The following is a 12,334-nucleotide window of genomic DNA, read 5'->3' on the forward strand; positions in this document are numbered from 1 at the left end:
CCTCGCGTCAGGGGTAAATCAACCGTCCGCGACCCTCGCGGCGCCTGAATTTCCGATGTTCCTGTCTAACCGTGGCGCCGGGACGGCGACAACGAGCGTTACAGGAACCTGCCAGTGGTACGAATTTTCTGATGTCCGCTTCGCTCAGGGCCCATGACGCTGCGAAATATTGGGAAGCAGGCCGAGTTCCGCGGCCCGCACGCCTGCCTGAAATCGTGAGGACGCCCCCACCACGGTCATGATTTCCGCGACGTACCGGCGATAGGTGCGGACCGACATCGACAGTTCACGCGCGGACACTTCATCGGTGGCGCCCGCGTAGAGCTGTTCGAGAATGCGGCGGGCGGTTTCCGTACGAGTGCGGTCACCGAATTCGATCGGCACCGCCACGTCCACGGAATTACGCCAGACGCCGTCGAAGAGGGTGAGCAGTGATTGAGTGACATCAGCGGCACGGATGAGGGAGGCGCGCCGCCCCACGGCCGAGTCCGCGCACACCAGGGCCTCGCAGCCGTCGACGATGACGGCCGAGAGCAGGGGGATCCGTGCGATCCGGACCGCGGCCCAGCGCCGCTCGATCGCGTACCTGCGCACGAACTCCCAGTCGGCCGAGGCCGGAGCACACAGCAGCCGTACCCTGACGGCGTCCTCGCGCCGGGTGAACAACTCCGTCAGGGCGTCGAGCACCGCCGTCGCATGGTCGGCCTCGGAGGCGAGGACCACGTCGACGCTCTCCACCACCCGCCGGATCAGTCCGCGGCCCAGGGAGAGGGTCTCCTCCCCCGCATCGACCATCCTGACGAGTGAATCGCCGCGCATACGGCCGCGGTGTTTGCCGACGGTGGACTCGATGAGGGCACCGATCTCGAGGAGTTGTCTCTCGAATTCCTCGTCCGTCTCGCCGATGGGTCTGCATTCCCCACCGGTGTCTCCGGCTCCGGGCTCCGGACCAGCCGGTGCCGATCGCAGCACAGTACTCACCCCCGTGATCTTTTCAAGAACAGGTAAAGAAAACGCACGCGTCACGCCGTTCCGGGGCTCAGCCACCGGCTGACAGCAGTCCCAGCTCCACGGCGCGCACTCCGGCCTGAAACCGCGAATTGGCGCCCAGTTCCCGCATGATCTCGGCCACGCGGCGGCGATAGGTGCGCAGGGACACCTGGACCTCGCGGGCGGCCACGCCGTCGGTGCTGCCGTCGCGCAGGTGTTCAAGGATGCGCCGCGTCACGTCCGAATTCAGCCGCTCGTTCATCCAGGCGTGGTCCACCGGGTGCAGAGCACCGCTCCAGACTCCGGCGAAGAGCAGGTCCAGGGCACGAGCGGCGGCGGGGTCCTCGACGATGACCACGTGGTCGTCGGCCGGGCCCCGATGGGACCGGATCAGGGCGGTCCGGCCGTCGGCGATCAGGACCTCCCGCAACACGCTTTCGGTGACCCGCGTCTCGAGGCGGGGCGAGAGCTTGCGCACGGGAGCGACCGTCGGTGCCATCAGGCCACGCGGGGTGCAGAGCAGGCGGGTGGTGACGGAGGGGTGCCGGGCACCGCGCAACCGGGCCAGGGCAGCGGCGCCCAGTGCGGCGTTTCCGGCGTTGCCCGGCAGGGCCAGGCTCAGGCTGTGGCGGGCCCGGGCGAAGAGCACATCGACGACGTTCTCGACAGCGGCCTCATCGTCCGCCTTCACCACGAGGGGGTTGCGCCCCGGCATCCGGCGGTACATCGAGACCGTCGAGTCGATCAGTTCCCGCGCGCACAGCAGTGCCCGCTCCATCTGGTCGGCCGTGCCGTCGGGCCGTTCGCTCCCCGGCCGGGGTGCGTCCCGCAGGGCAGCGGTGTTCTCGCATGGTGAATATGTGGACAGCATCAACATTTCGGCTACTCTCCCCCGTTGCGGTGCAGCAGGTGCCCCCACCCATCGCACACCGAACCATCCAGTGCCTGGGTGGCCGGTCGTTGAATTCCACCGCAAGAAATATGAAGCGCCGGATCCGAAAGCCGCCCCCCTGGGCAGCCGGGTCCTTCCGGGCCGAACGCCACTGAAACGCTCGACACCCCCCACGGACACCGGCTCGACCGACATTAGTTCGGGCTGCGGAGATCGTCAACGTCAGTTGATGCTTGAAGGTGACCCCACAGTCCGATTAATGCCATTTCCATAAAAGGAATGGAGAATTCCGGGATTCCGGGCAGGGAAGAAAACAGAAATTCACGGCCTTCCTGTCGATGGGGCCGGCCGGGGTCAGCCCGGGCTCGTCGTCAGCCGCGCCACCCCGGCCGGCGGCGGTGCCGGTGCCGGTGACAGCGCCGTGGACAGGGGACCGTCCCAGGTCCGGGGGGTGCCGAAGTTCCGGTGCACCCAGTCCGGGTCGTACACCGAGTCGAGGTAGCGGTCCCCCATGTCGGGCGCGATCGCCACGGCCGTGAGGCGCTCGCCGGGCGGCCGCCCGGCGAGCCAGCGCAGCGCGCCGCTGACGACGGTCCCCGTGGAGCCGCCGAACAGGAAGCCGCGCCGGGCCATGGCGTGACAGGTGTCGATCGTGTCCCGCTCCGGCACCATCACCACGTCGTCGACCAGGCCGGAGTCCAGCAACTGCGGCCGCACGCCCGCCCCCAGGCCGGGAATCATGCGCGGCAGCGCGGGCCCACCGAAGGTCACCGAGCCGATGCTGTCCACCGCCACCACGGTCACCGGCCGCTCGCGCTCGCGGAAGTAGCGCGCACAGCCCATCAGCGTGCCGGTGGTGCCGGCCCCCACGAACAGCACGTCCAGTTCGGGGAACTGGGCGGCGATGGCCGGACCCGTACCGCGGTAGTGCGCCAGCCAGTTGTTCGCGTTGGTGTACTGGTTGAGCCATACGTACCGCGAGTCGTACGCGCACAGCCGGCTCACGTAGTCGATGCGGGCGCCCAGCAGTCCGCGCTCCTTGTCGGGGCGCGTGACGACATGTACCTGGGCGCCGAAGGACTCCATGAGCCGGCGGCTGGCCGGGTTGCAGCGGGAGTCCGTGACGCACAGGAATCCGTAGCCCCGGCTGGCCGCGATCATGCTCAGGGCGATGCCGAGATTGCCGGAGGAGGACTCGACGAGGATCGCTCCCGGCGTCAGCAGCCCGCCGCGCTCGGCGGCGCGCACCATCTCCAGGGCGGCCTTCAGCTTGACGGAGCCCGCGAGGTTGAGCCCCTCGCACTTGAGGTAGAGCGGAACGTCGAAAGTGGGCGCGAGATCGACGAACAGGTCGTCCACATTGATCTCGTGCGGGTCGGATATGACCGGCACTTCATCACCGCGATTCGTCTGGAGCGCTGCCTAGGCGCGGGTGTGTCCGTAGCGGTCGAGCTCGTGGAAGAAGCCGTCGACGACGCCGAGCCGGCCCGCCTCCTGCAGCCGGTCGTGCACGTAGCGGCCGAGGGCGACGTCCAGCACGCCGAGGCCGAACGGCGAGAAGACGACGGGCCGGTCGTCGGGCAGCTCGATGCGGCCCTCGAGGACGTCGTGGAGGGTGCCGTCGATGAAGTCCCGGTTGCCGGTGAGCTGTTCGGCCAGGTGCGGGGAGGTGTTCGCCTTGAGGCAGTGCTCCACGTCGTCGACGATGTTCGCCGAGGCCAGCAGGATCTCGGGCGCCAGGTCGCGCAGCGAGACGTTCAGGACGAGCTGGTTGCCCGCGAACCACGACGGGTCGTGCACGTGCGGGGCGGCCGCGACGGTCGCGAAGACCACGAGGTCGCACTCACGGATCAGTTCCTCGGCGGTCGGGCGCACGACCACCGGCGTGTCGCCGCAGCGCCCGGAGACGTAGCCGGCGAACGCCCGGGCGTGGTCGTCGGACAGGTCGTGGATGCCGATCTCGTCGAAGGTCCATCCGGTCGCCTCGAGGTAGGCGTGGATATAACGGGCGATCAGCCCCGTGCCGATGAAGCCGATACGCCGCGGGCGCTGGCCCCGGCTGAGCCGGTCGGCCGCCAGCGCCGCGGAGGCCGCGGTGCGGGACGCGCTGATGATGGAGCTCTCCAGGCACGCGAAGGGGTAGCCGGTCGTGTAGTCGTTGAGGATGAGCACGGCCGACGCGCGCGGGATGCCGGAAGCGACGTTCTCGGGGAAGCTGGAGATCCACTTCAGGCCGTCGGTGGGCCGCTCACCACTGACGGCGGCGGGCAGCGCGATGATGCGGGCGCTCGGCCGGTCGGGGAAGCGCAGGAAGTACGAGGGCGGGTTGACCGTGTCGCCGGCGCCGTGCAGCCGGTACACCTCCTCGACCAGTCCTACGACCTCCTTCTCGCTGCCGGTGAGGACTTCGGACACCTGTGCGCCGGTGATGACGGCGAACGGCGGCACGACAGGCTGCGGGGACATGGGTTGGCTCCATTCCGGGATGCTGCGAAGGGTGGTGGGCGGGACGGTGTCAGGCACGGCCGGGCCGTGCCACGGGGTCGCCGAGGACGACGGCGATCTCGCGCTCGCCCTCGTACGGCTCCCGGCTGTGCGCCATCCGCAGGTTGTCCACGATCATCAGGTCCCCCGGGCGCCACGGCTCCCGCAGGGTGTGCTGCTCGTAGACGGCGTTGATGGCCAGCACGGTGTCCTCGTCGAGGGCACCGCCGCCGCCGTAGCGGGAGTTGAACGGCAGCCCGTCCTCCCCGAACTCGAACTTCAGGTACTCGCGGATGACCGGGTCGAGCGTCCACTCGTTGAGGAAGGCGATCTGGTTGAACCAGCCGGGGCGGCCGGTGCCCGGGTGGGTCAGCACGGCCTCCGCACGCTGGCGGGTGCGCAGGTCGCCGTTGCCCTGCCAGACGGCCTCGATGCCGCGGTCGGCGCAGTACGCCTCGACGTCCGCGCGGTCCGCGGAGCCGAAGGACGCGGACAGTCCCACGCCGACGGTGTCGGTGTAGTTGCGGTCCAGCAGCCAGCCCTCGCGCTCGAACCGGGCCACCAGCGCCGGGTCCAGCGCCCGGAGCACCTCGTGGGCGTCGGCCAGCCCGGTCACCCCGCCCGAGGCCGGGGCCGTCAGGCAGGCGAAGAGCAGCGTGCCGGGGACCTCCCGGGCGTAGCTCAGTTCGTGGTGCATGCACATCGGCTGGTCGGCGGGCCACTCCGACGAGGAGTACACGCCGTCGGCCAGCATCCGCCGCGCCGCGAAGCCCTCGCGTTCGGTGACGACCTCGTCCAGCAGCTCCCGGGCCACGCGCCCGACGGCAGGCGCGTCCCGCAGGCCCAGGCCGCGCACGAGCAGGGCCCCGTGCTCGGCGACCGCGGCGCGCAGGAAGGCGCGGTGCTCGGCGGCCCAGGCGGCGGGGTCGGCGGGCGCCGGATGGTCCGGCTCCAGGATCGCGGGGCGGCCCTCGGCCGTCCGCACCGTGTACGGGGTGTTCCGCGTCGGGGTCGACGTCTCAACCATGGGTCCGGTCATTTCCTCAGTTCTTCGTTTCACTGGTCTCGGCGGGTGCGGCGGAGTCCGCGACCCTGTTGCTCCCCGCGTCGAGCAGCCCCGCGAGGTCGGCGAGCCGGGGGTGGCGGTGCACGTCGCGCAGCGTGAACGCGCGCTCCATCCGGACGACGAGCTGCACGGCCGACAGCGAGGTCCCGCCCCGGTCGAAGAAGTCGTCGTCGCGCCCGAGCTGGCCGGCCGGCAGCCGCAGGACCGCGGCCCACGCCTCGGCGAGCCGCCGCTCGGCATCGGAGCGCGGCTCCTCGCGCCGGCGCTCCGGCTCGCCCCGTTCGGCGGCCAGGGCCGTCAGGGCCCGCTTGTCGGTCTTGCCGTTCCCGGTGAGCGGCAGTGCCTCCAGGCGCTCCAGGCGGCGCGGCACCATGTACTCCGGGAGCACGCGGGCGAGCCGCTCGCGCAGCGCCTCGGCGGGCTCGTCCGAGCCGGCCTGGAAGGCGACCAGGTGCCGGCCCGCGTCCGCGCTCTCCACGACGACGACGGCGCCGTCGCGCACGCCCGGCAGCCGCAGCAGCTGATTCTCGATCTCGCCGATCTCGATCCGGAATCCCCGGATCTTGACCTGGGCGTCGCGGCGGCCGAGGAATTCGAGCGTGCCCTCGGGTGTCCAGCGGCCGAAGTCCCCCGAGCGGTAGAGCCGCGCGCCGGGACGGTGGGGGTCGGAGCCGAAGGCCGCGGCGGTGCGTTCGGGGTCGTTGACGTAGCCCCGGCCGACGCAGACCCCCGAGAAGACGATCTCGCCGGGCGCGCCCAGCGGCACGGGCCGCAGGTGCTCGTCGACGACGTAGACCGTCACGTTGTTGACCGGCCGTCCCAGCGGCACGGAGTCGCCCGCCGGGGGAGCGGTCATCACCTCGTGGTTGGTGTCGTCGCAGGTCTCGGTGAGCCCGTAGGCATTCATCAGGGGGACCTGGGGGAACCGTGCGAACCACCGCACGGCGAGTTCCTTCTTGAGGGCCTCGCCGGTGACGGACACGCAGCGCAGCGCGGGCAGTTCGCGCGGTACGGCCTCCAGTCGTGCCAGGACGACCTCCAGGTAGGAGGGGACGGCCTGGAGGACGGCGACCTCGCCCTGTTCGACGGTGTCCAGGTAGCGGTCGACGTCGAGGACGGCCTCCTGCTCGACGATCAGCGTCCGGCCGCCGACGACGAGCGCCGCGAGGAGCTGCCACAGGGAGATATCGAAGGACTGCGGAGCGGTCTGCGCCACCACCTGTCCCTCGGTGATGCCCTGGTCGTCGATCTTGGCGTAGAGGTGGTTGACGAAGCCGGCGTGCTCGCACATCGCGCCCTTGGGCTCACCAGTGGAGCCCGAGGTGAAGTAGAGGTAGGCCAGCTGACCGGCGCCGACGGGCACCCGGGGGTCGGTTGCGGGGTGCCCCTCGCGGTGGGCGGCGGCGATGTCGAGGAGTTCCGTCCGCTCCCCCGCGGCCTGCTCCACCGTGCCGCGGCCGGTGGCCTCGGTGAGCACCAGGCGGCAGCCGCTGCGCAGCAGGGTCCTGGCCATGCGGTCGGCGGGGGCGTGCGGCTCGATGGGCAGGTAGGCCGCTCCGGCCTTGAGGATGCCGACGACCGCGGTCAGCCAGTGAAGATTGCGCTCGGTGACCACGGCCACCACCGGCTCCGGGCCCAGCTCGCGGGCGAGCAGGGCGTGCGCGATCCGGTTGGCGGCGGCGTTGAGTTCGCCGTACGTGAGGCTGCTGCCGGCGTGCACGGCCGCGGTCCGGCCGGGGTGGGCGGCGGCGCGTTCCTCGAACAGTTCGTGGAAGCGCCGGTCGGGGACCTCGCGCACGGGCCCGGCGAGCCCGGTGAGCTGGTGGCGCAGTTCGTCCTCGGACAGCAGCCCGCCCTCGTGGTACGGGTCGTCGGGCCGCTGTGTCATTCGTTCCAGCGCCGTCAGGTAGTACCCGGCGACGCGGGCCGCGGCCTCCTCGTCCAGCACGTCGGTGCGGTACGCCAGGTGCAGGTGCGGGCCACCGGGTGCGGTCCGCAGCGAGGTGGCGAGTACGACGGCGGAACCCTCCGGGGCGGCGTACGCGCCGCCGAGGTCGAGGACCGTCTCGAAGGTGCCCTCGGCGGGCTCGGCGGCGGCCTTGCCGGCCCGCGCCAGCAGGTCCCGCCAGGTGGCACCGTCCACGGACAGGGAACACGGCCGGGGGCCGCCCGGCGCCTCCCGGTCCGCGACGGGCACGCGGCCCGTCGTCAGGCCCTGTTCGCCGCTCAGGGCGGCGAGCACCACCGTGTGCGCGGCGAGCGCGGCGGACTCCCAGCTGGTGCCGGAGCGCCGGGCCAGCAGCCGGACCCGGGCGGCGAGCCGGACGGGCAGGGGGCGGGACAGCCCGGCGAACGCGGCCGGGCCGCCGGACGGCCGTGCCCAGCGCGGGATCAGCCGCTGGGGAGTGCCAGTGATCGTCATGCGTCCGTCTCCTGTCGGGCTCCCGCGCTGACCGCCGGGGCGTGGAAGGGCGCGTCGGTGGTTCCGTCCCAGGCCTCGCCGCGCACGGCCGCCACGAAGGCCGAGACCCGCTCGGCGCCCCAGAAGCCCTCCCGGCCGTGAACGAAGTACGGCACCCCGAAGGCGTCGTCGTGGTAGGCGGCCATGAGGCATGCCACGCCCCTGGCGCGCAGCCGGGGGTCGTCGACGGCGTCGGCGACGGCCGGGTCGATGCCCAGCTCGGCGGCGATCTTGGCGATGGTGGTGCGCTCGGCCAGGTCCAGGCCCTCGTTCCAGCGCGCCCGGTAGGCCAGGTCGACGAACTCCCGTCCCCTGCCCTTCTCCTCGGCGGCCAGGTAGGCCAGGTGCGAGACCTCCCAGTGCGGCGCGCGGTCGACCGGCCAGGTCACCGTCCAGCCGCGGGCGTGGGCCCACCGGCGGGCATCACGCAGGATGTAGAAGTTCTTCGCCCGGTGCATGGGCATGACGGGCAGGGTGACGCCGCCCTCGGCCAGCAGCCGCTCGGACTCGGCGTCGGGCTCCCAGTAGGGGATCCACTCGATCGAGTCCAGGACGTCGGGGTAGCGCTCCTTCAGGTCGCGGTAGGCGAACCATGAGTACGGGCTGCGCAGCGAGAAATACCACCTGGGGTTCTTCTTCCTGCGGTTCACAGCGCGATCCCGCCGTCGATCTGGAAGACGGAACCGGTGATGTAGCCGGCCCGGTCCCCCGCGAGGAAGGCGACGAGCTCGGCGACCTCGTCGGCGGTGCCCATGCGGCCCAGGGCCACGTTGGCGAGCGCCGCCTCCCGCGCGCGCTCGGCGACCGCGGCGACCATGTCGGTGTCAACGAAGCCGGGCGCGACGACGTTGACGCGGATGCCGTAGCGGCCGGTCTCCTTGGCCAGGGAGCGGGAGAAGCCGATGATGCCGGCCTTGGACGCCGCGTAGTTGGTCTGCGTGGCGTTGCCGTAGATGCCGGCGACGGAGGAGATGTTGACGATGCTGCCGGAGCGGCGCTTCATCATGCCGAAGGCCACCGCGCGGCAGACGTGGAAGGCTCCGTCGAGATTGGTGCCGAGGACGGCGCGCCAGTCGTCGTCGGACATCATCACCATCGCCTTGTCCCGGGTGATGCCCGCGGAGGTCACCGCGGCCTGCACCGGCCCGAGTTCCTTCTCCACGGCGGTCACCCAGGCACGCACGGCGTCGGGGTCGCTGACGTCCACGCGGTGGCAGGCGACGTTCGCGCCCAGGGAACCGGCCTCCTTGACCAGCAGTTCGGCCGCCTCCGCCTGCGAGTGGTAGCAGAAGGCGACGTCGTAGCCGTCCGCCGCGAGCCGGAGCACCGCGGCCCGGCCGATGCCCCGGGAGCCGCCGCTGATCAGCGCCACGGGCCTGTCCTCGGTCATGGGGTCGCCTCTCTGTCTCGTCCGGCTTCCGGCCGGGCAGGGGTGGTGGGGGTGCGGAGCCGGTCCGCGGGCCGGAAGGCCATGACCATCCGGGCCACGGACAGCACGGTGTCCGGGCCGCGGCGGCTGACACCTTCGAAGATCACCGAGTCGGTGAGCGTGTGGGAGATGCGCACCCGGTGCTCGATCACGTCCCCCGGGTGGACCGGGAGGGGGAACTCGGCGTCGGCGACCGAGCCGAAGAGCATGACCTGCCCGGCGGCGTCCGGGGCGGCCGCCGCGGCCAGCAGCCCGGCCGCCTGCCCCCAGGACTCGATGAGCAGGGACGCCGGATAGGCCGTGTCGGCGTCGGGCGAAAGGCCCGCGTACCAGGGCTCGTTGTACGTGACGGCCTTGATCGCGCGGATGCTCTCGCCCGGGACGAGCTCCAGGACGCGGTCCACGAGCAGCATCGGATAGCGGTGCGGCAGCAGGTCCGTCACCCGGGGCGGCGGAAGGGAAGGTGCGCTCATCGCGGTTCACCTCCCGGTGCGCGGTACCGCAGCCGTACGGAGGCGGCCTTGCCGCGCTCGGTGGTGACGGTGGCGTCGCAGCGCCAGCCGTCCCCGTCCGGGCGCCAGGCAAGCGCGATGTCGAGGACGTCGCCCGGGTACACGGCCCCGGCGAACCGCGCGGAGACCACCGCGGCGAGCTCGGCCGGTCCGGGCGCGGTGGCGGTGGCGGCGCGGTGCGCGCACTCCACGACGCACACCCCGGGGAAGATCGGGAAGTCGGGGTAGTGACCCGCGAAGACCGGCTCCGCCGCGGTGACGGCGACGCGGGCGGCGGCCCTGCCGTCGGCGTCGCGCGCGGACACGATCCGCACGTCCCCGGCCACGGGGCTCGGCCGGGTGGCCGGGGCGGCCACGGCGGTGTGACCGGTGCCCGTCATGACGCGACCAGCCGCAGTACGGCGCAGGCCAGCGAGCCGTCGCGGTCCGCGGAGGTCACGACGGCCAGGCGCCCCGCGGCCTCCGGCGTCGCCTCGGCAGTGGCCAGCAGCATCGCTATCTGGAACACGCCGGAGGCCGCGGAGACGTCGCCCAGGCGGCCGACCGCCGGGACGCGTTCCAGGGCCGCCGGTCCGCAGACCGCGGCGAGCGTGTCGCGCTCGACGGCGCCGAGGCGGCCGGGCGCGTCGCCGGGGCTCGCCGCCCACACCTCCTCGGGCCGCGCCCCGGCGGCCTCCAGGGCGGAGCGCACGCACGCCTCCAGGACCGTACGGACCCGTGGTCCGTCCGCCACCCGCGTCCGTACGGCGAGGATCTCGGCCAGTGGCCGGCGGCCGGGGCCGCCCGCGCCAGCGGGCTGGATCAGCAGGACGGCGGCGCCCTCGCCGAGGGCGAACTCGGGGGCCTCCGCACCGCGGCTGTGCCGCTCCAGCCAGTAACGGGCCGCGGAGAACTCCTCGGCGGCGGCGCACAGCACGGTGTCGGTGCGGCCGGTGGCGAGCAGCCGGGTCGCGTAGTTCACGGCGAGCAGGCCGGCCGCACGGCCGCCGGCGAGCGTGGTGTTGGGGCCGCGGATGCCGTACCAGATCGCGCACTGGCCGGCGGCGCAGTTCATGACGGCGTTGGGCATGACGGCGGGATCGACGTCATAGGGCCGCTCGCCCTCCAGCGAGCTGCGGGTGAAGTCCATCATGCTCGCCGCGCTGCCGGTGGTGGTGCCCAGGACCAGCGCGGCCCGCTCACCGGTCTCGGTCTCCCGGGCGGCGCCCGGCTGGTCCAGCAGCCCGCCGACGGCGGACACGGCGAGGCCGGTGACGCGGTCCATGGACCGGGTGCCCTTCTTGCCGAGCACCTCGCGCGTCTCGAAGCCGGGCACCAGGTGCGCGTGGCCGGCGGGCACGCGCCAGCGTCCGGCGTCGAGCGGGGCGGCCGTGGACCTCCCCGAGCGCAGGCCCTCGCGGAGCGCCTCGGCGTCGAGCCCGTAGGGGGAGACCGCCGACCAGGCGGAGATCACCGGGGGTGTGCGGACGTCCGTCGTCATGCCGCCGCCCTCCTCGGGGTGGACAGTGCGGCCACGGTGTCCTCGTCGAGGGTCGCCATCTCCCACTGATTGGGTGCCGTCTCGGTCAGGTAGCCGTGGGTGATGGTGCCGGTGGCGGTCTGCACGAGGAGTCCGTCACGGATGACGTAGCAGTCCATGCGGGCCGTGTAGAGGAGGTTCTTGAAGACGTTCTCGATGGTGTAGACGGTGTGGAGCTCCTCCTCCATCCGGGTCTCGTCGAGCAGCTCGATGCGGGACTGGGTGACCACGGGGATCCAGTTCCGGGTGTCGAGGACCTCCTTGATGGCCAGGCCCCGGTCGGCGAGGAAGAGGTCCTCCGCCTCCTCCATGATCCGCAGGAAGCCGGACATCTGCACACGCTCGTTGAAGTGGCAGTAGAAGTAGGGCATGCGCCAGCGCCAGCCGAACGCGTTTGACTCGCCGATGAGTTCGGCGAGGACCGGGTCGCCGGTGCCGGTGACGCCACGTCCTTCGGAGAGGCTGCCGTACGGGCGGGGCGCGGCCGTCAGCGCGCGGCGCGCGCCGGTGCCGAGCCGCTGCACCGCGAACCGTTCCAGGCCGGCCGGCCAGGGCTCCTCGGCCTTGATGTGGTCGTCGATCCGCAGCGCCACCCGCACGGTCGAGCCCGCGCACTTGAGCCGCTTGCCGTCCCGCTCGACGAACAGCTCGACCTTGAACGTCAACCGGTCGTCGCCGTCCTTGACGGCCGGGGTGACCCGTGCCTCGACCTCGTCGTCGACCGCGAGCAGCGCGCCGAGCCGGGAGTGGATGTCCACGACGTCGAAGCCGAGCCCGAAGCTCCGGTAGAGCACGCCCGCGGGCAGCCCCGCCTCGCGGAAGTGGTTCAGCACGGCCGCTTCGGCGACGTAGTTGATGTGCTTGAAGCCGATCGCGAAGCTGATGTTGTTGCCCTCGAACACCGGGCGCAGCCGCGCCGTGCTCGGGTTCTCCAGCAGCGCCGTCACCGCTTGATCGGGCGTCGGGCCCATCGCTGACTCC

General features: G+C 72.1%; 12 protein-coding genes. All 12 read right to left on the reverse strand.

Annotated elements, in window-relative coordinates:
• Window positions 1-144: 144 nt before the first annotated feature.
• Window positions 145-795, reverse strand: a complete 651-nt coding sequence (locus tag AB0F13_RS24045) for a LuxR family transcriptional regulator (RefSeq protein WP_362085926.1) — start codon at window positions 793-795, stop codon at window positions 145-147.
• 244 nt (window positions 796-1,039) lie between these two features.
• Window positions 1,040-1,867: a hypothetical protein gene (locus tag AB0F13_RS24050; RefSeq protein WP_362085929.1), complete on the reverse strand. Its 828-nt coding sequence runs from the start codon at window positions 1,865-1,867 to the stop codon at window positions 1,040-1,042.
• Between the two features lie 369 nt (window positions 1,868-2,236).
• Entirely contained in the window at window positions 2,237-3,274 is a 1,038-nt protein-coding gene (sbnA, locus tag AB0F13_RS24055; RefSeq protein ID WP_362085932.1) for a 2,3-diaminopropionate biosynthesis protein SbnA, read from the reverse strand.
• Between the two features lie 30 nt (window positions 3,275-3,304).
• Window positions 3,305-4,348, reverse strand: coding sequence for a 2,3-diaminopropionate biosynthesis protein SbnB (gene sbnB / locus AB0F13_RS24060; protein ID WP_362085935.1), 1,044 nt, complete (start codon window positions 4,346-4,348; stop codon window positions 3,305-3,307).
• Window positions 4,349-4,397: 49 nt separating this feature from the next.
• The gene (locus AB0F13_RS24065) at window positions 4,398-5,393 is read right to left on the reverse strand and encodes a TauD/TfdA family dioxygenase (protein ID WP_362085938.1); all 996 of its coding nucleotides are present in this window, start codon (window positions 5,391-5,393) and stop codon (window positions 4,398-4,400) included.
• A gap of 16 nt (window positions 5,394-5,409) precedes the next feature.
• On the reverse strand, window positions 5,410-7,854 hold the full coding sequence (locus AB0F13_RS24070) for an amino acid adenylation domain-containing protein (protein ID WP_362085941.1): 2,445 nt from the start codon (window positions 7,852-7,854) through the stop codon (window positions 5,410-5,412).
• The gene (locus tag AB0F13_RS24075; protein ID WP_362085944.1) at window positions 7,851-8,543 is read right to left on the reverse strand and encodes a DsbA family protein; all 693 of its coding nucleotides are present in this window, start codon (window positions 8,541-8,543) and stop codon (window positions 7,851-7,853) included. The genes AB0F13_RS24070 and AB0F13_RS24075 overlap by 4 nt, the downstream gene beginning before the upstream one ends.
• The gene (gene fabG, locus AB0F13_RS24080) at window positions 8,540-9,283 is read right to left on the reverse strand and encodes a 3-oxoacyl-ACP reductase FabG (RefSeq protein ID WP_362085947.1); all 744 of its coding nucleotides are present in this window, start codon (window positions 9,281-9,283) and stop codon (window positions 8,540-8,542) included. The genes AB0F13_RS24075 and fabG overlap by 4 nt, the downstream gene beginning before the upstream one ends.
• On the reverse strand, window positions 9,280-9,795 hold the full coding sequence (locus AB0F13_RS24085; RefSeq protein WP_362085950.1) for a beta-hydroxyacyl-ACP dehydratase: 516 nt from the start codon (window positions 9,793-9,795) through the stop codon (window positions 9,280-9,282). The genes fabG and AB0F13_RS24085 overlap by 4 nt, the downstream gene beginning before the upstream one ends.
• A complete protein-coding gene (locus AB0F13_RS24090; RefSeq protein WP_362085953.1) occupies window positions 9,792-10,214 on the reverse strand; it encodes a hypothetical protein in 423 nt (140 codons plus the stop codon). The genes AB0F13_RS24085 and AB0F13_RS24090 overlap by 4 nt, the downstream gene beginning before the upstream one ends.
• Window positions 10,211-11,314, reverse strand: a complete 1,104-nt coding sequence (locus tag AB0F13_RS24095) for a beta-ketoacyl synthase N-terminal-like domain-containing protein (RefSeq protein ID WP_362085956.1) — start codon at window positions 11,312-11,314, stop codon at window positions 10,211-10,213. Before AB0F13_RS24095 ends, AB0F13_RS24090 begins: the two co-directional genes overlap by 4 nt.
• Window positions 11,311-12,324, reverse strand: a complete 1,014-nt coding sequence (locus tag AB0F13_RS24100) for a hypothetical protein (RefSeq protein WP_362085959.1) — start codon at window positions 12,322-12,324, stop codon at window positions 11,311-11,313. The genes AB0F13_RS24095 and AB0F13_RS24100 overlap by 4 nt, the downstream gene beginning before the upstream one ends.
• Between the last annotated feature and the right edge of the window lie 10 nt (window positions 12,325-12,334).

The organism is Streptomyces sp. NPDC026206, from assembly GCF_040638465.1.
Taxonomy (GTDB): Bacteria; Actinomycetota; Actinomycetes; order Streptomycetales; family Streptomycetaceae; genus Streptomyces.